The 21,841-nt window shown below is 51.3% G+C and carries 19 protein-coding genes and 1 pseudogene; 9 read left to right on the top strand and 11 right to left on the bottom strand.

Annotated elements, in window-relative coordinates; translation table 11 throughout:
* The first annotated feature begins 35 nt into the window (after nucleotides 1-35).
* The 4 genes from QLG08_RS15605 to QLG08_RS15590 are packed head-to-tail and all read left to right on the top strand — an operon-like array spanning nucleotide 36 to nucleotide 3,986.
* A complete protein-coding gene (locus QLG08_RS15605; RefSeq protein WP_029570518.1) occupies nucleotides 36-728 on the top strand; it encodes a diguanylate cyclase in 693 nt (230 codons plus the stop codon).
* Nucleotides 728-1,666, top strand: coding sequence for a hydroxyacid dehydrogenase (locus QLG08_RS15600; protein ID WP_015699684.1), 939 nt, complete (start codon nucleotides 728-730; stop codon nucleotides 1,664-1,666). The genes QLG08_RS15605 and QLG08_RS15600 overlap by 1 nt, the downstream gene beginning before the upstream one ends.
* Nucleotides 1,663-2,595, top strand: coding sequence for an SMP-30/gluconolactonase/LRE family protein (locus QLG08_RS15595; protein WP_282472984.1), 933 nt, complete (start codon nucleotides 1,663-1,665; stop codon nucleotides 2,593-2,595). Before QLG08_RS15600 ends, QLG08_RS15595 begins: the two co-directional genes overlap by 4 nt.
* A 38-nt stretch (nucleotides 2,596-2,633) precedes the next feature.
* Nucleotides 2,634-3,986, top strand: a complete 1,353-nt coding sequence (locus tag QLG08_RS15590) for an MFS transporter (RefSeq protein ID WP_014594372.1) — start codon at nucleotides 2,634-2,636, stop codon at nucleotides 3,984-3,986.
* 122 nt (nucleotides 3,987-4,108) lie between these two features.
* Here QLG08_RS15590 and QLG08_RS15585 read toward each other — a convergent pair whose 3' ends face one another.
* From QLG08_RS15585 to bglG, 3 genes and pseudogenes are all read right to left on the bottom strand, one after another.
* The gene (locus QLG08_RS15585; protein WP_022623546.1) at nucleotides 4,109-5,449 is read right to left on the bottom strand and encodes an MFS transporter; all 1,341 of its coding nucleotides are present in this window, start codon (nucleotides 5,447-5,449) and stop codon (nucleotides 4,109-4,111) included.
* Nucleotides 5,450-5,940: 491 nt separating this feature from the next.
* Nucleotides 5,941-6,039: pseudogene (locus tag QLG08_RS15580) on the bottom strand (PTS transporter subunit EIIB); the annotation flags it as partial.
* A gap of 132 nt (nucleotides 6,040-6,171) precedes the next feature.
* Entirely contained in the window at nucleotides 6,172-7,005 is an 834-nt protein-coding gene (bglG, locus tag QLG08_RS15575; RefSeq protein WP_031284132.1) for a transcriptional antiterminator BglG, read from the bottom strand.
* Between the two features lie 627 nt (nucleotides 7,006-7,632).
* On the opposite strand from bglG, the gene QLG08_RS15570 reads away from it, so the two are divergent.
* The gene (locus QLG08_RS15570; protein ID WP_024471342.1) at nucleotides 7,633-8,301 is read left to right on the top strand and encodes an ATP-dependent Clp protease proteolytic subunit; all 669 of its coding nucleotides are present in this window, start codon (nucleotides 7,633-7,635) and stop codon (nucleotides 8,299-8,301) included.
* Nucleotides 8,302-8,494: 193 nt separating this feature from the next.
* Here QLG08_RS15570 and QLG08_RS15565 read toward each other — a convergent pair whose 3' ends face one another.
* Entirely contained in the window at nucleotides 8,495-9,508 is a 1,014-nt protein-coding gene (locus tag QLG08_RS15565; RefSeq protein WP_013026829.1) for an NAD(P)-dependent alcohol dehydrogenase, read from the bottom strand.
* A 102-nt stretch (nucleotides 9,509-9,610) separates the two neighbouring features.
* Between QLG08_RS15565 and QLG08_RS15560 the strand changes: the two genes are divergently transcribed.
* Entirely contained in the window at nucleotides 9,611-10,009 is a 399-nt protein-coding gene (locus tag QLG08_RS15560) for a helix-turn-helix domain-containing protein (protein WP_013026830.1), read from the top strand.
* A gap of 187 nt (nucleotides 10,010-10,196) precedes the next feature.
* Here QLG08_RS15560 and QLG08_RS15555 read toward each other — a convergent pair whose 3' ends face one another.
* Both QLG08_RS15555 and QLG08_RS15550 read right to left on the bottom strand, forming a co-directional pair.
* Entirely contained in the window at nucleotides 10,197-11,303 is a 1,107-nt protein-coding gene (locus QLG08_RS15555; RefSeq protein ID WP_235193319.1) for a right-handed parallel beta-helix repeat-containing protein, read from the bottom strand.
* An 83-nt stretch (nucleotides 11,304-11,386) separates the two neighbouring features.
* Nucleotides 11,387-11,986 carry an NAD(P)H oxidoreductase gene (locus QLG08_RS15550; RefSeq protein WP_022623554.1) on the bottom strand — a complete coding sequence of 200 codons (600 nt, stop codon included), beginning with the start codon at nucleotides 11,984-11,986 and terminating at the stop codon, nucleotides 11,387-11,389.
* 97 nt (nucleotides 11,987-12,083) lie between these two features.
* On the opposite strand from QLG08_RS15550, the gene QLG08_RS15545 reads away from it, so the two are divergent.
* Nucleotides 12,084-12,989: a LysR family transcriptional regulator gene (locus tag QLG08_RS15545; protein ID WP_014605223.1), complete on the top strand. Its 906-nt coding sequence runs from the start codon at nucleotides 12,084-12,086 to the stop codon at nucleotides 12,987-12,989.
* Here QLG08_RS15545 and QLG08_RS15540 read toward each other — a convergent pair.
* From QLG08_RS15540 to QLG08_RS15520, 5 genes are all read right to left on the bottom strand, one after another.
* Nucleotides 12,979-14,862: a sigma-54-dependent Fis family transcriptional regulator gene (locus QLG08_RS15540; RefSeq protein WP_165836222.1), complete on the bottom strand. Its 1,884-nt coding sequence runs from the start codon at nucleotides 14,860-14,862 to the stop codon at nucleotides 12,979-12,981. The two genes, QLG08_RS15545 and QLG08_RS15540, sit on opposite strands and share 11 nt — an antisense overlap.
* 143 nt (nucleotides 14,863-15,005) lie before the next feature.
* Complete coding sequence (locus tag QLG08_RS15535; protein ID WP_014605221.1) at nucleotides 15,006-16,169, bottom strand: metallo-dependent hydrolase; 1,164 nt, start codon at nucleotides 16,167-16,169, stop codon at nucleotides 15,006-15,008.
* A gap of 13 nt (nucleotides 16,170-16,182) precedes the next feature.
* Nucleotides 16,183-17,577, bottom strand: coding sequence for a DASS family sodium-coupled anion symporter (locus QLG08_RS15530; protein ID WP_014605220.1), 1,395 nt, complete (start codon nucleotides 17,575-17,577; stop codon nucleotides 16,183-16,185).
* A 75-nt stretch (nucleotides 17,578-17,652) separates the two neighbouring features.
* On the bottom strand, nucleotides 17,653-18,351 hold the full coding sequence (locus QLG08_RS15525; RefSeq protein WP_028725271.1) for an RraA family protein: 699 nt from the start codon (nucleotides 18,349-18,351) through the stop codon (nucleotides 17,653-17,655).
* Nucleotide 18,352: 1 nt separating this feature from the next.
* The gene (locus QLG08_RS15520; protein WP_014594384.1) at nucleotides 18,353-19,312 is read right to left on the bottom strand and encodes a hydroxyacid dehydrogenase; all 960 of its coding nucleotides are present in this window, start codon (nucleotides 19,310-19,312) and stop codon (nucleotides 18,353-18,355) included.
* A gap of 823 nt (nucleotides 19,313-20,135) precedes the next feature.
* Between QLG08_RS15520 and ompC the strand changes: the two genes are divergently transcribed.
* Together ompC and QLG08_RS15510 are read left to right on the top strand one after the other, a co-directional pair.
* A complete protein-coding gene (gene ompC, locus QLG08_RS15515) occupies nucleotides 20,136-21,239 on the top strand; it encodes a porin OmpC (protein WP_013026835.1) in 1,104 nt (367 codons plus the stop codon).
* Nucleotides 21,240-21,324: 85 nt separating this feature from the next.
* A complete protein-coding gene (locus tag QLG08_RS15510) occupies nucleotides 21,325-21,753 on the top strand; it encodes a GFA family protein (protein ID WP_026021031.1) in 429 nt (142 codons plus the stop codon).
* Nucleotides 21,754-21,841: the final 88 nt, after the last annotated feature.

Below are 21,841 nucleotides of genomic sequence, written 5' to 3'. Positions count from 1 at the left end.
TTACTCTGTAAAACAAGCAACCTGTGAGGTGACCCATGTCCGCGAACGAAAAACCGATGATCAACCGAAACGTAACGCGAGTCAGCAGTGATTATGTCAGACGTGCCGCTGAATTTCAGGCCGCGATTATTGCGGATGTCGCGGGCAGACGCGGCACGCTGCATGGCCGTATCAAACCGCTGGGCACACATATGAAAGTGGCCGGGCCGGCGGTGACAGTGGAAGTGCGCCCGGGTGATAACCTGGCGATCCATGCTGCGCTGGCGGTGGCCAAACCCGGCGATGTCATCGTCGTGGATGGCAAGGGCGATATCAGCTGCGCGCTGTTAGGCGAAATCATGGCAACCCAGGCCGAAGCATCCGGCATTGCCGGGATTATCATCGATGGTGCGGTCAGGGATGCGGACGCACTGAGCACGCATACCTATCCCGTTTTCTCGGCCGGGCTCAATCCCTGTGGCCCGACGAAGTTCATTCCTGGTCGCGTGAATTACCCGGTTTCTGTTGCCGGCGCCACGATTAACGCGGGCGATCTGGTGGTGGGTGATATCGATGGCGTGGTGGTGGTGCCACGCGATGAAGTAGAAGTGGTATTGGAGCTCGCGGCGAAAAAACTGGATATGGAAACCCGCCGTATTGCGGCGATCAAAGCCGGTGACAAAAGGCCGGGCTGGTTGAACGGTGCCCTGCGTGCAGCGGGCATGTTAGCGGAAGGGGAGGAACTGTGATGCGTAAAAAGGACACTGTCATCATTACCGGCGCAGACATCGCTCCCGCCGCGCTCGCGATGCTGGAGGATTATGAGGTGGTCTTTGCGGGCACTAAGCCGTCAGAAGACGATCTGGTTGCGCTTTGTGAGCAGCACAATCCGGTCGGCATTGTGGTGCGCTATGGAAAAATTAACGCCCGCATCATGGATGCAGCGCCTGCCCTGCGCGTGATCTCCAAGCATGGCAGCGGCATTGACGTTATCGATCAAACGGCGGCGGCCGAACGAAACATCAGCGTTCAGTCTGCGCCCGGTGCCAATGCGGCAGCGGTGGCAGAACATACCTGGGCCATGATTCTGGCCTGCACCAAATCCCTGATCCCGCTGGATCGCCGGATGCGTGACGGCTACTGGGATAAATCCACCCACAAGTCGCTTGAACTTGAAGGCCGGACGCTTGGGCTGGTTGGGCTGGGGGCGATAGGCGGCCGGGTGGCGGACATTGGTCGGGTGTTTGGCATGCAGGTGATAGCTTACGATCCCTGGGCGAAAACGCTGCCCGCAGGCTGTGAGCAGGTGGACGATTTAGCCACGCTGTATGCGCGCGCAGATATTGTGTCACTGCACTGTCCACTGACCGCGCAAAACAGCAAGATGATCAATGACCAGGCCCTGGCACAGTTCAAACCCGGCGCCGTGCTGGTGAATACCGCGCGCGGTGGACTGATTGATGATGATGCCCTGATTCGTGCCCTTAACAGCGGCAGACTCAGCGGCGCGGCGCTGGACAGCTTTACCGTTGAGCCGCTGACTGCGCCGCACATCTGGCAGAAGGTGGAAAACGTCATCATTACGCCGCATATCGGCGGTGTGAGTGATAATTCTTACGTGAAAATGGGCACGGCCTCCGTAACCAATCTGCTTAAAGTATTAGCGCAAAAGGAAGCCACCGTATGATGTGCCTGACCACACCGGAGGTCAGGCAGACATCGGTTTTTACCCGGTTGCCCGACCGCTTCCGCGCACCTGACCGTCACAATGCCTGGGCCACCGCGAATCGCGGCGGCCAGCTTACAGACTCTTTTCTTGAAGGGCCGGTCTGGCATCCCTCGGGCTGTCTTTACCTGACCGACATTCCCTATGGCCGGATAATCCGCGTTGATATGGCAGGCAACTGGGACATCGTCGTGCAATACGATGGCGAACCCAACGGCATGAAACTTGTCGGTCCGGAGACGCTTCTGATTACGGACTATCGTCACGGGTTAATGAAGCTCTGTCTCAAAACGCAAAAAATCACGCCGTGGCTGTCGCGCCGTAACAGCGAGAGTTTTCGCGGCGTGAACGATTTAACGCCCGACAGCCGGGGGAACCTCTATTTCACCGATCAGGGGCAAACCGGGCTGCACGATCCCACAGGACGGGTTTATCGGCTCAGCGAGGATGGACGGCTGGATATTCTGCTGGATAACTGCCCAAGCCCAAACGGGCTGGTGCTGTCGCCAGACGAAAAAGTGCTGTATGTCGCAATGACGCGCGGCAATGCGATCTGGCGCGTGCCGCTTCAGCGCGATGGTTCAGTCAGCAAGGTCGGTCAGTATTTTACCTCGCACGGCCCCAGCGGTCCCGATGGATTAGCCATGAACGCGCACGGCGAGCTGCTGATTGCCAACCCTGGCCTGGGCCGCGTCTGGCTGCTGAACGATCTGGCTGAGCCCGCAGAAATTCTCACCAGCCCCGCCGGACGCTCCACCACCAATCTCTGTTTTGGTGGCGAAAATTTACAGCAGCTGTTTATTACCGAATCGGTCAGCGGCAGCATTCTTACCTGTTCAATGAAAACACCAGGCCATCCACTGCCCTTCCTGTCCACCGATTTTCTCTGAGAACAACACTGCGTTTTCTGAACGCAGCGGAGGCAACCATGAATCTGCATTCTGTAAGCACTGGCTCACCTGTTGAGCCAGCAGCCGTGTCTGCATCCCATGAAGACATGAATCAAACGGATTTTGAACAAAGCGAACGGGCGGCGGCTAAAGCGTTCCGCCGTATCCTGCCTTTTATTTTCATCTGCTACGTGGTCAGTTATCTGGATCGCACCAATGTCAGCTTCGCCGCACTGGGCATGAACGCCGATCTGGGCATCACGGCTGAGCAGTTCGGGTTTGGCGCCGGGATGTTTTTTATCGGCTATTTTCTGTTTGAGGTGCCCAGTAACCTGATCATGCAAAAAGTGGGGGCTCGTATCTGGATCGCCCGCATCATGATCTCATGGGGCATCATCTCCATGGCGACCGCCTTCGTTACCGGGCCGGTCAGCTTTGCCTTTGCCCGTTTCTGCCTGGGCGTGGCTGAAGCAGGCTTTACACCGGGTATTTATCTGTTCTTCACCTACTGGTTTCCCGGAAGCTGGCGCGCAAAAATCACGGCGGCATTTTTAGTCGGCATCCCCGTGGCCAATATCATCGGCGCGCCCTTATCCGGCATGTTGATGCAACTCACCGGGCATGAGCACATTCGTAACTGGCAATGGTTGCTGCTGCTGGAAGGGTTTCCGGCCGTTATCCTCGGCGTCCTGTGCCTGTTCTTCCTCAACGATCGCCCGGCAAAGGCCAACTGGCTGAGCGAGGCGGAAAAAACGTTGCTGAGCCGACGACTGGCAAACGAGCAGCAGCAAATTGAAAGGGCGCACGGTGCCAGCCTGCGTGACGCGCTGCGCAATCCCCTGCTTTACCTGCTGGCTTTCATTAATTTTTGCGGCATTGTCGGTTCTATTGGCGTGGGCCTGTGGATGCCGCAGATCATCAAGCAGATTGGCGTGAGCCATACCGCCACGGGTTTTCTGACCGCGCTACCTTATATTTGTGGTGCCTTCAGCATGCTGTTCTGGGCGCAGCGGGCCAATGCCTCCGGCCACCGCATTCGCTGGATCAGCGCTGCGTTGGTTATCGCCGCCATCGCGCTGGCCTGCAGCGCCGTCGTGAATGAGCCGGTGGTGAAGATGCTTGCGCTGTGTTTTACCGTCAGCGGCATTCTGGCTTTTCAGGCGTCATTCTGGGCACTGCCTTCGGGTTTTCTCACAGGAAGCGCGGCCGCAGGCGGATTAGCCATGATTGTTTCTGTCGGCAATCTGGGAGGATTTGTCGGGCCTTCGCTTATTGGCTATGTGCGTCAGACAAGCGGGGGTTTTATGTGGGCGCTGCTGGCAGTTTCCGCCGTGTTGCTGATTGGCGCGTTTACCGTAGCGTTAATCAAAGATCCATACCGCAAAGCATAGTCATCCCCTCCCCTGAGGCGCTCCGGCGCCTTTACCTTTTCCTGTTAAGCCTTATTCCGCCATGTCATCGGCTACAAAAAAAGCGCCCGCAGGCGCTTTACTGGTTTTTCAGGTTGAACCCACTATTTGCTTGCAGGTGACAGGCTCTGATCAACCTCGATTTTTGCGGCGCTTTTGCGGCCCATGATCAGCACCGCGATACCGCCCGCCGCGCAGAGTACCGCCAGTGGCACCATCGCCAGCGCATGGCTGCCAGTTTGCTCATTGATAATGCCGTAGACGTTGACCATCAGGCCACCACCAATCAAATTCGCCATTGCGCCGATAGCCGCTAAGCCCGCCGCTGCGGTGGTAGAAGACATCCAGCCGGACGCCAGCGCCCAGAACGGGCCTTTCATGGAGTAAGCACCAATCAGAACCAGCGACAGAATCACCACGCTTCCCGCCAGCGACTGCGTAAGGAAGGCAGAGAGTAGCCCACCCGCGATCAGGAAAAGCGTTAACGCGGTATGCCAGCGGCGTTCGCCCGTGCGGTCAGAGCTTCGTCCCCAGACAATCATCAACACCGACGCCAGGCCATAAGGAATCGCGTTGACCAGCCCGGTGGTGAAGTTGTCGAGTCCAAACGACTTAAGCAACTGCGGCGACCAGACGCTCAATGTAGAACCGGCAGCCGAAGCCCCTGCGTAAATCAGCGCCATCACCCAGATATGTTTATGCCGCAGAAGCTGCCACAACGAAATATGACCAATCACTTTACGTTTTGCGTTCTCTTCAGCCAGCGTGGTGCTGAGCCAGTTGCGCTGATCTTCGGTTAACCAGGTCGCATTTTCAGGGCGATTGCTTAACAGGAAAAAGGCGGCGACGCCTAAAAGCACGGCTGGAATGCCTTCTAAAATAAACAGCCAGTGCCAGCCGCGTAACCCGAACCAGCCATCCAGCGAGAGTATTGCGCCCGAGATCGGTGAACCAATGAAGTTTGCCGCCGGAATGGCCACCATAAACGTCGCGATGACGCGGGCGCGGTACTTACTGGGGATCCAGTAGGTCAAATACAGGATAACGCCGGGAAAAAACCCCGCCTCGGCAGCACCCAGCAAGAAGCGCAGGAAATAGAGCATTTCAGCGCTTGAAACAAAGGCGGTGCAGACGGATACGATGCCCCACGTCACCATAATGCGAGATATCCAAATCTTTGCGCCAATCTTTTGCATCGCTAAGTTGCTGGGCACTTCAAACAGAAAATAGCCGACAAAAAACAGACTGCTTGCCAGACCAAATACCGCTTTGGACAGGCCGAGATCCTCGTTCATTTGCAACGCCGCCATTCCGATGTTGCCCCGGTCAATGATAGCGATCAGATAGCAGACGATCAGGAAGGGAAGGATCCGTCTTATCACGCGTTTTACGGTCTGCTGTTCGATATCGGAGGTTAATGCGCCATTCGGCATCTTGTCAGACATGGTGTTCCTCGCAGAATTGTCATGGTTTTACGCCTGGATACATCGCTTGTTTTACTCTGTAAAACCTTGGTGTACAAAGTACACTCATTATCTGGTCAAACTTTTTCCGCTGCAGGTAAATGTTATGAGGTTGTGTTATTTGTCACAAAAAGGTATCAGCATAAGCGGCGATATGTGACGCTGGAGGAGTTTTTACGCTTTGAAACGGGAGCGATGTTGGGGAAATGCGACAGTCAAAATATCAGCAGAGACCGGCAAGGCTGGCGTTAGGCAGAGTCGCCTGATGGATGATGTGGCAGCGTCGGCTGCCGACGAGACAGAGGCCAGCCGCAAAATGGCAGGCAAGCTGAGGCAACAGAATCGCACAGCCTCAACCCACCTGAGGGACGCTATGCTATTAAGGACGGGCTGTTAACGATGCGCCTTTGGATGCAATCACGTCCTGATACCAGTAGAAGCTTTTCTTGCGACTGCGTGCCAGGGTGCCTGCCCCGGAAGCGAAGACGCGTGGCACAATGCACCAGACTGACGATGTTCTCTTTGCCGCCGACGTGGCTGAGAATATCCCTGGCCAACGGTTGATATTTCATGTTGCTGTCCTCAGAGCGATGCCGATGGCATCCGTTAAAAATAAAAAAACCTGAGAACGGCCCCCTTGTGTGTCATGGGCTGCGCTCAGGTTTTGCCTGCGCAATGCAGTTACAATCCTGTGTTAATCAGGCCTAATGCGCCTCTTTTCTTACCCGTTCGATATGAATGGCAAGAAACACAATCTCTTCTGTTGTCAGCTCACGCTGATAGTTTTGCTGTAGATACTGTGAAACCTTTTCAGCGCATTTCCAGGCTTTCGCATAGTTGTCTTTGACTGCCGAATGCAGTGAAACATCATCATCTTCCACCACGGTGCGCGTTAACATGCGCTGCGCAAAAAACTTCAGATGCGTCACAAAACGCTGATAGCTGAGCGATTCCTCCTGATACTCCAGCCTCAGTTGATATTTCACCAACTGCAGGATTTCCTGCATAACCCGGGTGACGTGCATCACTTCAGGCATTTCACTGTTAAGTTGCGCCGTGACCAGGTGCAACGCGATAAAACCCGCCTCGTCCTCGTCCAACTCGGTGTGAAGACGACGGGCAATGATTTGCCTGGCCTCCTGCCCTAGCGCAAACTCTTTGGGATAAAGACGTTTGATATCCCACAGCAGCACATTTTTTATCGCCAGCCCTTTCTTCTGCCGCTCAATCGCAAAGTAGCAGTGATCGGTCAGGGTGATGTACAAACTTTCCTGCAATTTTCCCAGACATTCTGTTGCCCGTTCGATAATGCGATCGCAGGTCGTCATGACCTCCAGCGGGATCTGGTTGAGCAGTTCCCCCAGGCGGTGAACCAGCTCATCGTTTTGCAACGCAAACACCTTTTCGACGCGCTGTTTATCCAGTTCTTCACCGACCCGTTTCTGAAAGGCAAGCCCCCGGCCCATAACAACCTGCTCACGTCCGTGCTCATCCAGAACAACCACCACATTGTTATTAAGTATTTTGGCGATTTTCATCAGAACCCCAGAAACAAAAAAACCCGACTTCCGGCACAGGCCAGGAAATCAGGTTTTGCCTGCCGCAGCAGTAACAATTTTAAAAAGGCATCTTATCAGTTTCATTTTGCGCCTCAATACACCGCCACTAAAAACGTGATGTCGCGCGAAGGTCTCTTCATGTTTTCACTGCACGCGAGCGCAGACAGGCGAAAATACACCCAGGATAAGGCGCGAATCGATGACCTGACCGACACTGACAGCGTTTTGTGTTGAGAGCGCCTTCAGTGCACGCGTCGAACGTGCCTGGTCAACGCATTCACGGTCATCCGGCAATCACCCGACAGCTGGATTATCCTCCATGCGCCGCCATTTGCTTTCAGGTGACAGCACTCCGTTCAGAGGCGCAGGTGTTCACTGATAACAGGTTTCGCGATATCCAAAACAGTGTTAAGCATCAGGCATTCCGAGATTCACGCTATTACTATCGCGAGGAAAAAAAATTCGCACCCTAACGATTAAAAATGCCTGATAAATAATAATGTGAAATATATTAAAGGGTAACAAAGCCCTGCAAATAACCAATCGGCATTGCATAAAATCCCTGTGGCTGATAAGAAATGAAAAAAACGGAGTGATGATTCAACAATGAAATATAACGCTTTGATAGCGGCCCTGTTTATTACGATCAGTGCACCCTCTTTGGCTGCTATCAACAGAGTCGTTGACGTCAAACGCCCGCCAAATACGGTTAAATCCGTAAAGGTGTTTTTTACCGGCGTGGTCACGCTTAATAAGGTGATGTCGCTTTCATCCGTGCTCGATGAGATCGGTCAGAATTATAAATCAGCCACGCAGGTGCTGCTCTATATCAGCAGCCCCGGTGGTGACATTGATGCCGGGAAAATTGGTTATCAGGTCGTTAAAAACTCCCCCATTCCCGTTACGACCGTGAACGCCTCCTCCGTCGAGTCCTCGGCCACGATGATCTACTGCGGCGCACAAAAGAGGCAGGTTATGGGTGACAGCATTTTCTTATTGCATGCGCCAACCGTTGGAAACGCGCCGCGTAGCAATGTCAGTGAAAATATGCTGGACGAGAAAACCGAATTTACCAGCAGATACCGGAACGTGATAAAAACGATTTATCAGTCCTGCACCCACCTCACTGACGAGCAGATTGAAAAGATCACCTACAGTGAAGATAACCATAAGCTGCTGGACAACAAGCAGGCATTAGCCACGGGCATCGCCACAGGCGAAATGACCGATTTTCAGCCTGCTGATGCCGCGTATTATATTCATGATAATGACTAAAGGATGATGAAGAGGGGCAGAGCCTGCAAGTCAGACAAGGTTCGAGCCGTTGGATGATAACACCGCTCACTTACCCGTGCTGTGCAGGGGGTTTTGTTGGAAAGGGTGCACAGCGTATGCACCCTTTTTTGACCGACGACAAGCAGGTTTTCGCCTCTTATGACAAGGCTTACATGCCCACTTTATCTATCTGTCACCACTCAACACAGATTTTGCCCAGATGCGAGCCGCTCTGCTGCCAGGCGAAGGCCTCGGCAATATCGTCATATTTAAACGTCCGGTCAATAACCGGCTTCTGGTTCATGCTTTCCAGCGCCTTCACGTAGTCAATCTGGTCCTGACGACTGGCAACGATCACGCCTTTAATGGTGACCTGCTTCGCCAGAACAGACAGAATGGACAGCGTTGCTTCATCGCCGGAAATGATACCGATTTGGGTGATGTGCCCACCGATTTTGACCGCTTTCAGTGACTCGCCCAGCGTCGCCGGGCCGCCCACCTCAACAACATGATCCACGCCCACGCCGTTGGTCAGTGCGAGGACGCTATCGCCCCAGTTCGGAGTGGTGCGGTAGTTGATGGTTTCATCGGCACCCAACGCTTTAACGTGCTTAAGCTTTTCATCTGATGAGGATGTGGCGATCACTTTCGCGCCCATCGCTTTGGCGATCTGCAGGGCAGCCATGGACACGCCGCCCGTGCCCTGCACCAGCACCGTGTCGTTGGCCTGCAGTTTGCCTTCAGTGATCAGGGCGCGCCAGGCTGTCAGGCCAGATGTGGTGATCGTGGCTGACTCGGTGTGCGTCCAGCCTTTCGGGGCATGGGTAAAGGCATTCTCAGAACGCACCACGTATTCGCTGGCCATGCCATCAATGCCGTCTCCCGGCGTATGGGCAAAGCCTCCCACTTCTGCGGAAGGTTTGCCGGACAGCCAGACGGGGAAGAAGGTTGACACAACGCTGTCGCCCACGCGGAAATCCTTAACGCCTTCGCCAACGGCTTCTACCACGCCTGCGCCATCAGACAGCAGGATGCGGCCGTCTTCGGTTGGAAACTGCCCGGTAGCGACAATCAGATCGTGAAAATTCAGGGAGCCGGCTTTGATAGCGACCCGAATCTCACCTTTGCCCGGTTGGCCCGGATCGGCGATGTCCGACACATGGATATTGTTGAGTCCGCCTGGTGCTTTAAGGGTAAGTGCTTTCATGCTTTTCTCCGTTAAAAGAGGGATGTCTTAATCAGCAGTTGCTAAACATAGACCATATGTGCATTTTATTAAATACGGTCATTTAGGTGATATAGGTACATTTTGGATACTGTAAAAACCCCAAGATATGAAAATTACGATGCGGTGGCCTGCCCGGTTGAAGCCACGCTGGAACTGATTGGCGGCAAGGGTAAAGGGATGATTCTTTACCACCTGCAAAACGAAACGCTGCGGTTTAATGCGCTAAGAAGACGGCTGGGTGATATCACGCCGCGGGTACTCACGCGACAACTTCGGGAACTGGAAAACGTCGGGTTAATTCATCGCGAAGTGTATGCTGAAGTTCCGCCGAAGGTGGAGTACAGCATGACCGAAGAAGGCGCTTCGCTTGCGCCCTTGCTTGGGCTGTTAAAGCAGTGGGGAGAGCAACACGCGCTGGCCTTATTAGGCAAAAAAAACCCCGCCGTTGTGCCGGAAACGTCCGAGGCTGAAGCACAATGAATGGCCGTGCGCGGTGCCCCCAAAACCTGTTATGACTGATCCTGGACAGGTTCCTCCGCAGGATATCATGGGGAGGAACCTGAAACGCAGGTGGTGAGGTTCAGTCGTTCAGTACGTTTCCATCTGCCACATCACAAGGTGGCCCGCAGCAACCGATGACCGGTTTTCTGTGCTGTCTCGCCATTGCTTATTTCTCAAGCACAGAAGCAACCGACTCACAGTTCACCGGCATCCTGTGCTCTGCCACGGAGACAACACAAAATCCGGCCGCATCTTTGCTGTAATGTGCCGCCACACTGAAACGATTGTGGCGTTTAATCTCCTCAACCGGCGGGATTGAGCCAGGCACACCACCTACTGCGGTTTGCAAGCCTACTGTCCAGGGCTGGGTAAACAGATTGTCGTTAACGCTAACCGGCCCGTCGGTCGGTACACCTCGAATATAAACACTGCCTCGGTTTGACGTCCCGTAGCGGCCATAATCAAACAGATTATTGTTTATGATGATGTTTTTCCCGCCGTGGCCCTGCGCGCCCTTGTGCATATCAAACTGATGGTAAGCGCCCCGTGCTCCGCCATTGAGCACAAGGTTGTTATAAGCGTGATAGCCCTCACCGTCATCGCCTTTTCCGGCAATAGCATGACGATTAGCGTTAAAGGTATTGCAGTAGATATCGGCCTGGGCATGGCCATTTTGTACCACCACACCGTAGCCCAGTTGGGTACGGATATTATCGTGGATAACGTTGTGATGAATTTTATTGTCGACGGACGTTTTTACACTAATCCCGGCCCACGGCCAGTGATAAATCTCATTGTTGTCGATATCAATATGATCGGTGCCTGGTAAAAACTGGATGCCAATCGTTTTATTCGGCGTGTCCGGTTGTCCAGAGGGGCCTTCAATACGCAGCCCGGTTATCCTTGCTTTAGCCTCAACAACATACACAGGATATTGATTAAGTCCGTCATTGAGCCATGGCGTTTGTAATAAAGCGCCCCGACTACCTTTTTCACCACGATTGCTAAAAAGCGTCTGCCCGGCTTTAATGCGCAATGCCTGTGGCTGATTCGGCACCGTGATGGTGACATCACCCGGAACATAGATGAAGGGATGATTGCTGTCGACAGCCTGTTTCAACGCATCGAAAGTGCGGACAGTAACATAGTGGGCGACGTTATCCGGCGTAAGACGATCCTGATACTGCGCCCCACCTCCAATGACATCGCAACTGCCCACCGCGCTAATGGCAGAGCCGGATATCAGTAACAGGCCCGCTATGGCTATTTTCATTTTGGTCATCTCCTGTCGACGCCCGATACAGGCCAGGCTGTCATGTACGCCGTTTTGCAGGGCAGCGATCGCCCTGCCATGCTTTATTCAATGGTGCTGTCTACGACCTCCTGCGCTTGCGCAAACAGTTGCTCATAATGCGAGTGGCTGTCATCAATCGTCTCCTCAACACCCAAGGTGTTATAGAGGAAATGAACCTCCACGTCACCGATCGCCAGATAGCCCGTAACGCCCATCATGTAATCCGTGATGTTTTTCTCCCAGCCATATTTAATAAAGGTTTGCTGAGAACCGCCGACCAGCGCCAGCCAGCGTACTTTTTTATCTTTTAACGCGCTGTTTTCACCGTAGGCCAGACCGTAGTTCCATACGCGTTCCAGATAGCCTTTGAGCATGGCGGGATAGCTGTACCACCACAGCGGAAAGACAAAAATGATCGCATCACGATCGTCAAGCTCACTGAACAGACGATGCACCTCCGGTGAGTAGCGCTTAGCCGGATTTTCCCACTCGGGTTCGTCCTCTTCCCGCATCGCCGGATCAAAGCCACTGCGGTAGAGATCCAGCGTCTTAACATGTGCGCCCCGCTGCTCCGCCCGGTGGCGCAGGCTTTCCACCATCTGTGCGGTGAGTGAATCGGCACGGGGATGTGACCAGACGATATACAGGTTTGTTGATTTCATCTTTCACCTCATCTTGTGTTGAGGCATTCACATTACGCTCGCCACATTAGTGTGTGAAACGTATGATTTGAGATGGGTTAATGAGAGATTTTCACCAATGAAACTGAACGTCTATGACTTTGCGACCTTTATCGCGGTTTCACGCCACAAAAGTTTTCGCGCGGCCGGTGACGAGCTTGGCCTGTCGCCCTCGGCGGTCAGCCACGCAATAAAGCAACTTGAGCAGCGGCTGAAAATCCGGCTGTTCAATCGCACAACGCGTAGCGTTGCCCTGACAGAAGCCGGAGCAAATCTGTATGAGCGTTTGCGCCCGGCCTTTGATGAAATCAATGTGATACTTGATGAGGCTAACTGTTTTCGTCAGACGCCCATGGGCTCGCTAAAAATTAACTCATCGCGTCTTGCCTCGCGCATGGTGTTAATCCCACTGGTGGCAACATTCAGTCGGCTTTATCCGGATATCCGTGTGGAAATCACAACGGAAGACCGGCTGGTCGATATTGTTAAAGAGGGATTTGACGCGGGTATTCGCCTCAGCAGCAGGCTTGAAAAAGATATGATCGCGCTTCCCGTCGGGCCCAAAATCAGGTTGGTTGTGGTGGCAACCCCGGACTATTTCGCCCGCCATGCACCGCCTGAACACCCGCGTGACATCATGAATCATCAGTGCGTGATGTTCCGTCACGGCAGCGGTCGCATTTATCAATGGGAATTCAGCGGCCCGGAAGGCAGGCTTGAGATACTTCCGGCCGGTAATATCCTGCTGGACGATATGGACGCTCAACGTGATGCCGTGCTGTGCGGTGCCGGACTGGGCTACCTCTATCACGAACAGGTAAAAGATGAGCTGGCAGCTGGCCGTCTGGTTCCGGTACTGGAAGCGTGGTTACCCGAGCAGCCCAGCCTGCAGTTTTACTATCCTAATCGCCACTATATGTCATCGGCGTTAAGGGCATTTATTGACCACATCAAAGCCGCTTCGCCAGCCGCGGTTAGCCGTTAAGATCGTACTCTTTCAACTTACGCCACAGGGTGGTCGGGCTGATGCCAAGGATGGCTGCTGCCCTGACCTTATCCCCTTGAGTTTGGGTGATGATACGCGTGATGAGGTGTTTTTCCTGCTTTTTAAGCAAATGGGTTTCACTCTCCGCAGGCTCGCAAAGCAGGGATTGCTGGCTGGCAGAGCCAAAATCATCGGCAACCCGCACGGCCCTGAGCAGTTCGTCTTTGTCCACAACATCGCGATCGTGAAACACGGCCAGCCTGTAGATAACCGACTGTAATTCGCGGATGTTACCCGGCCAGCTGTGCCGCCTTAAGACATCCAGCGCATCCGGAGTAAACGCGATCTCTTTTCCCTGCTGATGCAGTAAATGCCGCGCCAGTAATTCAATATCCCCTTCGCGCTCAGCCAGTGCAGGTAGCCTGAGTTCCAGGATATTGATTCGGTAGTAAAGATCCTGGCGAAAAACGCCCGACTGAACCAAAACATGCAGATCTTTATTGCTGGCGGTAATCAGCCGAAAGTCTGCCGCAATGAGCGCCTCTCCCCCCAGACGGACAAACTGCTTTTCCTGCAGGACACGCAGTAATTTAACCTGCACATTGAGCGGCGCTTCGCTGATCTCATCAATAAAAACCGTTCCCTTCATCGCCATTTCGAACACGCCGGGCTTGCCACCTTTCCGCGCATGAGTAAATGCCCCCTCAGCATAGCCAAACAGCTCGCTTTCCAGGAGGTTTTCAGGAATGGCAGCACAATTGATTGCGATAAAGGGGCCATGTTTTCGGATGCTGTGATGATGAATACTCTGCGCAAAGAGTTCTTTGCCGGTGCCGGTATCACCCAAAATATGAATGGGGGCATCATGACGCGCGCACAGCTTGGCTTTATCAATCGCGATGTTAATGCTGGCTGAATGACCAATAATGTCATCAAAAGCGTAGCGAGTATAAAAGCCTTGCTGTTTTATCTTTTTGTCTGCACTGTTTCGCCACTGGCTCTTCCCCTGAATAAACCCGGTAACGATGGAATAGCCATCCTGGCGCTTGGTGTAATGCTTTATTGAGGTACAGATAAAATCACCGTCGAGTTCTACGATCATTTCCTTTACGTCTGACTCATCGATAATTGAGCGATAAACCTCTTTGAAAGCGTCTTTGCGGTAAATTTTATCGCCAGCATGACACTGAAAAAGGGTTTTCCCTCGGTTGTTAATGCTCACCACCTCTCCCATTTGGTCAATGCACATAATGCCTTCACGACACTGATTCATCGCGGAATAGCTCATATCCAACTTCAGACTTTCCTGATGGATATATTTCAGCAAACTGAAGGCTTCGTTGATGGCTTGCTCAATTGAATTATTATCCGTGTCCCCCATCACAACATTGAGGTCATATTTCTTCGCCATCTCTGCAACCGTCAGACCGCCTATAACGACTTTGTAGTTATTTTCTGCAAGATTTTTCACAACACTTTCGATGTCATAGTGATTATAGACCTGACAGATTTTTAAATTTTCATTGGTCATGTTTTGGTAATGCTTGAGCGCGTTACAAAATTGGGGAAAACCTACCGCAGCAATTTTTTGCGATTTATTTTTCGCCTGCTTAAGAATACGATAAATGCCATGAAAATCATGCGCTATCTCGATCACCGGAATGGTCAAATTGCTGCGAAGAAGCGCGGCAGTCCCGCCACGACTAATAATGATTTTCGTTCCAGACCGAATCATTTCATTCGCTTTATCTAATACTTCTGAATAGCCCGTTTCGTACACTGGCAGTTCAATCTGCTTTTCAATAAGAACATTTAAAATGCGTTGGGTGATGGTTTTTGAAACGGAGAAAATGACGATTTCATTAGACTTCATTGAAGATTCGCTTTTGTCGCTCGCTATTTCATCGAGTATAAGGATAACGATGAATGAGATATTAACAGACGTCATTCCAGCTTGAGTAAAAAAAGCCTTGTTATATTCAGGTAACAAGGCTTGAGAGACGAGGTAGTTAAAAATTAGCCATGCAGGCGCCGATAGCAGATCTGACCATTACTGATCGTGACGCAGTTATCGATATAGCGTTCGCCTTGCAGTCTGGCTCCCTGAGTATCTTCGAAAACAATTTTTTCATTGCGCAGTTTTACCACCGAAATATCGGCAAATGCCTTCGGCTCCAGCGTACCTATCTGCCCTTGCATTTTCATGAGTCGTGCCGGCGTGCTCGTGACCGCCCTGATAACCTCAAACAAAGACATGCCCATATTGAGATATTTAGACATGACATGTAGCAGACTGTAGACCTTATCGGTACGCAGACTGTTGCGCTGCGTTAAGTCGGTGCTAATGATATCCGGATAGAACCCCTGATCCATCGCGTTGCGGGCAACGTTAAAATCGAAATGCGCCACACCATTTGAACAGTCAAAGACTACGCCTCTTTGCTGTGCCGCCAGAACAGACGGGTACACCTCGCCCCGACCGTTGAGAATGGTATGGCCTGTGCCGTGGAAACAGTGCGCATAGATATCATCCGCGTTGAAATGCTGAATGAGCTCATTCGCCGGCAGAAAGGAATCGGTGACATGCACACAGAGTGACGTCTCCAGCTCACGCGCCAGCGCAACCGTGGTTAAAAACGGATCGCTGCTATACGACTTGCCTTTGGCAATATCCTGGCTGTAACGCAGTTTCAGCCCAAGAATATTCTCTTTATTTTCGCTTAATACCTGCCTGATTCGTGGCAGGTTATAGTTGGCCGGATTGGTGTTTTCGAGGTATCCCGTTGGCCCGCCACCCAGCGTAGACAAGCCAACATTAACCACATTAAGATAACTTTTTATCTTCACGGTAGCCGTATTAATCACGCTGTTACGGAACAACGTATAGTTTACCCAGCCACTACTGCCGGCATCGACAACGCTGGTTACGCCGTTGGGTAAACAAACCACATCCGGGTTAACGCCTATCGCCGTCCCGCCGTGGAAAACATGCGCATGAAAGTCGATCAATCCGGGGAGAACAAGGCAACCCGCTGCATCAATCACCGTTTCCGCCTCGGTGCTGTCAACGTTTTCAAGGTCAACAATACGGTTGCCGATGATGCCAATATCCCGCCTGAGGTAATCTTGTTTGTCACTGTCCACCGTCAGGCCATTTCTGATAAGCAAATCCAGTTTCATCTTTATCCTCCGGTTAAATACCTATCAATTTCCAGTAAGGAAGACCAATCAGGAAATAAACGATGACGTTAATCAGCACCATCATGGTGCCCAACAGCCAGAAGGTTTTTTGCGGCACGTAGCCACTGGAGAAGGTAAATACGCCAGCGCCGTTACCGTAATGCGTCAGAAGTGCGCCGTAACCCGCCGAGAATGCCAGAGACAAGGCAACATACATCGGTTCTGCCTGGGTGGTCATACCGAGGGTGAACAGCACGGGATAGAAGGAGACAACAAATGCGCTGTTGGACACAAAGAAGTAACGCACAGCAAGACTGATAAAGATCAGCACGCCGATTGCGCTAAATTCGCTGAGATGAGACAGGTCAAGGTAGTTTTTAATGACGCCGACCAGGAAGACATAGAATCCCCCTTTTGACAGCGCAACGGCGCATCCGTAAAACGCACCGTACCAGACAAATGTCTGCCAGGCCGCTTTCTCGCTGACGACATGTTCCCAACTAAGGACTTTAAATAACAACAGACAGGCGAGAAAGGCAAATCCGACCGGGATAAAAGGAATACCGGTAATTGATCCCGTCATCCATCCCAAAACGCCCATGATGAAGAAGACGATCAGCAGCTTCTCTTCACGTTTGACCGGCCCCAGTTCACGCAGCCCCTGCTCAGCAATCTCATTAACGTTATCGATCTTTTTCAGTTCTGGCGCATAGACTTTGTAAAGGAGCCATGGACACAGCAGCAGGATAAATCCGGCAGGAATGATGGCAGCCTTAAACCAGGTCATCCAGTCCAGATTAACCTTCATGATTTCGTTAGCCAGTGAAACAGTAATGGCGTTGGTTGCCATACCGGTTAAAAACAGGCTCGACGTCCCCATCGACACCACATACATCAGGATAGTGAGATAGGCGCCGATCCGGCGGCTACCCTCGTCTGGTTTCGATCCCAGTGCCTCAGCTATATTTCTGAAAATGGGATAAACGATACCGCCAGACCGCGACATATTCGATCCGGTTGCCGGGGCCAGCACCGTATCCGTTACCATCATCAGATAACCCAGCGTCAGCGTATTTTTACCGTAGCGTTTTAACAGAACGTAAGCGATACGCTTACCGAGCCCGGTAATGACAAATGCCTTACAAATAATAAAGGCACTGATAATAAACCAGACCATTGAGGTGCCGTAACCCGCGAAAAGAATATGCGGATCGATGAAGATCGATGCGATGCCCAAAATGATCAGCATAATAATCGCATCAGTGAAAGGCCGAAATACCAGTCCGCACAGCATCGCCAGATAAATGCCGACCATATGCCAGGTCGTGGCGGAAATCTCTTCAGGATTCGGTATTATCCAAAATAAAACCGGAAAGAATACGATCGGGAAAAGTTTTAAATAGAACATATTTTATTACCTTTGCTTTATCACCACGGAAGCATGGCTTCCGTGGCTTGAGCTAATCGATATTAGCCAGGCAGACTAACGAAATACGTCGTCAATGAACTCAACGCGCTTCTCGTCCAGTGTTTTTCTGACCCAGGCGCGGTTGGCGGTTCCATTTTTGGCCGCCTCGACTTTGCTCGCGTCAAATTTTGAATAGGCTTTTGCTTTTTCAAGCAAGGCTTCCGCATCAGCCAAGGGAACAACAATCACGCCATCCGCATCACCGACAATGAGATCGCCGGGCGATACCGCAACCCCGCCAACGGCAATCGGCGTATTGACCTCGCCGGGGCCTTCTTTAAACGGGCCAGCCGGGTTTGACCCCGTGGCAAACAGAGGAAAGTCCAGTACCGATAAGGCATCAATATCGCGGATGGGCCCATCCAGAACGATACCGGCGATTTTCTTGCAGTGATGGGCGTAAGCCACCATGATTTCGCCCATCAACGCCCGAGAACGGTCGCCTTCGTTGGATACCACGATGACGTCGTTTTCCGTGGCCATATCCAGTGCTGCGTGAAGCATCAGGTTGTCGCCAGCCCGGGCTTTAACGGTAATGGCATAACCCGCCATGACCGGTTTTTGTGGTGAAGAAATACGCTGAATACCGTTGCCCAGTACGGCAATACGATTCATGGTGTCCGCAATATTCGCAGCGGGCAGTTGCGCGTACGCTTTGAGTAATTCAGGGTTGCCTTCAGGGCGTTTTAAATAAATACGATTGCCAATAGTCATCTTATTCTCCAAAGCCAGGAACGGGCCAGGTGGGTTTTTTACCGGACAAAACCTCATCGATACCGATTGCGGTATGCAGTGAAGCTCTGTCAGTGGCTTCTTTTGTGGCGGCACCAATATGCGGACCAATCACGACATTACTGAGTGAGAAAACAGGATCGTTCGGGTCGAAGGGTTCTTTCTTTAAGACGTCCAGGCCGGCACCGGCGATAAGATGGTTAGCGAGCGCGTGATACAGCGCTTTTTCATCCACAAGCTTGCCGCGTGCGGTATTAATGAAATATGCAGTGGGCTTCATCATGGCAAATTGCTTTTCACCGACGAAATCCTGGGTTTCCGAGGTGGTTGGACAATGGAGAGAGACAAAGTCACTTTCCTGAAAAATGCGGTCAAAGTCCTCGGTACGCTCCACGCCTTCTGGCATTTCCGCCTGGGTTTTATAGGGATCGTAAGCAATGACTTTCATGTTGAAACCGTGCAGCGCTTTGAGCGCGACGCGTGAGCCAATATTACCGACGCCCACTAAGCCAAGCGTTTTACCGTCCAGTTCGACCTTTGGCGTGCGCAATTTAGCCCAGTAGTAATCCTCCAGCATTTTCTCTTCAACCAGCCTGAAGTTACGCGAGCAGTGCAACATGTAGAAAATAGCCAGTTCTGCTACGGACATGCTGTTAGCAACGGGCGCGTTCAGAACAACAACGCCATGACGTTTGGCCGACTCAAGGTCAACAGTGTCGTAGCCCGCGCCGTGCCGGGCGACGACTTTCAGTTTCTTTGCTGCCTCAAAAACGCGGTCAGACATTTTTGATAGCCGCACAATAATGCCGTCGCAGTCAGGAATATCACGAATAATGTCGTCTTCTTCCATACCTGAACCGGTAATCAGCTCATAACCCCGACTTTCTAAATAAGCGCGCCCTTCTGCCATTATTTCCTGAGGGAGCAAAATTTTATATGCCATGTAAACTTCTCCTGTGTTGAATACGCAGAATGTATTGCAGCGTGCGTGCCAACACCGAAAGAATAACAATCAAAAAATATAATCATTTGATTTTATGATATTTCATAGCCTCGGTGTCCCAGACATGTAGTCGCATAAGAGTGATGATTATCACGCATAAAAAACGGGAGCTTTTCAAAAAGAAAAGAGAGATTGATTAACCATTTCATTCTGAAAGTGAAGATGTGAGGCAGTTAACGGTGAATGGATGTTGAGAAACTCAACAGTTTTGCTGAGGACGTAGATCCGGGAAGATAAATGCGGTTAACAAATACTTGTGATAAACATATCCACTTTTTTAAACACATCGTTCTTATTAAACACTATTTTAACAGAGTGCAATAGAGACGCTGTACATTATCAACCCGTCTCTCAGGGTAAGATCTCACCTTCCGTGTCAATAAATGCAAAACCTTTAATTACGTAAAAACACTTCGCTCACCTTTATTCTTTTATTAATGAAGTTATAAAAACCAGAGAATGCCAGAAAAAACAATTAACAAATAAGTCATAATAAGAACAAAACCAAGAACCCATAAAAAACAACGGAATATTAAAAAAATAGCAACAACGACAATATAAAAACAATAATATCAAGACAAACAAAAAACACATCAGACCTTCTATTTAGACGCAGATCATACAAACACAAATAAATCGAAATGGCAGGAAACTTATCATTGAATTCATACCGGATTGTCATTTAAAAATAGTGAGCCATTTAAGCGCGCCTCATCCATCAGTGGCTCTGGTTAATATAAAATAAAACTACAGGATTTCTCTCATGAAACTTAAATTAGTTGCAGTGGCAGTAACTACATTGTTAGCAGCAGGTGTAACAAATGCTGCAGAAATCTATAACAAAGACGGTAATAAATTAGATCTTTACGGTAAAATGCAGGGATTGCACTATTTCAGCAGTGATAAAGGTGAGCGTGGTGATAATTCATATGCTCGCCTCGGTGTAAAAGGGGAAACGCAGATCACCGACCAACTGACCGGGTTCGGTCAGTGGGAATACAACATGCAGGCGAACCGCGATGAAAAATCTGAGAGCCAGTCATGGACGCGCTTAGGCTTCGCGGGGCTCAAATACGGTGACTATGGTTCGTTTAACTACGGCCGTAACTACGGCGTGGTTTACGATGTTACCTCCTGGACCGACGTGTTGCCGGAGTTTGGCGGCGACACCTATGGCTCCGATAATTTTATGCAACAGCGTGCCAATGGCCTGGCGACCTACCGTAATACCGACTTCTTTGGCCTGGTATCCGGACTTAACTTTGCCTTACAGTATCAAGGCAGAAACGGCGGTGCTGATGGTGAAGGCAACAGTGTGACGAATAATAACCGTAATGCTGCGAAGCAAAACGGCGACGGCTACGGTGCAGCAGTGACCTATGCCTCTCCTCTGGGCATAAATGCCGGTGTGGCCTATTCTCATTCCAAACGCACACTGGACCAGAACGGTCTGGCATTGGGTGAGGGTGATAATGCCGAAACGTATTCAGCCGCGCTGAAATACGATGCCAATGCCGTTTATCTGGCGGCACAATATACCCAAACCTACAATGCCACACGCGTTGGTAATGGCAACCCAGGTTTCGCCAACAAAGCACAGAATTTCGAAGTCGTTGCGCAGTATCAGTTCGACTTTGGTCTGCGCCCCAGCATCGCGTATCTGCAATCAAAAGGGAAAGATCTTGAAGGCTTTGGCGACCGGGATTTAGTGAAATATGTTGATTTAGGTGCGGCCTATTACTTCAACAAAAATATGTCAGCCATCATCGATTATAAAATCAACCTGCTGGATGAAACTGACTTCACTCAGGCAGCGGGCATTTCAACTGACAATATTCTGGCCGTCGGCCTGGTTTATCAATTCTAATTCCGACGCACTCGTGTTAAGCCAGCTCTCAGAGCTGGCTTTTTTATCACCCGCATATTTACCGCTCTGGGGTACAAGGATGGTTTTGACAACATTTACCGGGCGTTGCCTTTGTGGTGAGTGTCAGTTCGCCGTCGAGATCGATGAACTGAACGTGCATGCCTGTCATTGCACGTTGTGTCAAAAATGGTCAGGCGGGATTGCCATGTACATGGAAGCGGCCAGTGCGCCAGCATTACTCAGGCAGTCAGCCTCGCCCTCATGTTTCACCTCGTCTTTACAGGGTAAACGCTATTTTTGCCCCGGCTGTGGTTCTCCAATGTGGTTGTTGTTGACTGACAGCCAACGCTACTTTATTCCCTGGACACAGCTTGACCTGACTGAAGATGTGCAGCGCCGTCTGGTGCTGGCCGCTGAAATCTACACCGAGACTCAGCCTGCCTTCTGGCGCCTTACAGGGCAATATGCCCGCTTTAGTGGCAAAGCGTTCGAAGCCAGAATGCCGCACCGCTAATCGGTTTCCTCAGCCATCCCTCATGCACTGACGCCAGCGGCGCAGTCACGTCACGTCACGTCACGTCACAGCAGTAAAGATCATCACG

Source organism: Pantoea sp. V106_11, assembly GCF_029967885.1.
Classification (GTDB): Bacteria; Pseudomonadota; Gammaproteobacteria; order Enterobacterales; family Enterobacteriaceae; genus Pantoea; species Pantoea ananatis.
The sequence above is the reverse complement of the archived record's forward strand: the minus strand, read 5'-3'. Positions and strand labels throughout refer to the sequence as shown.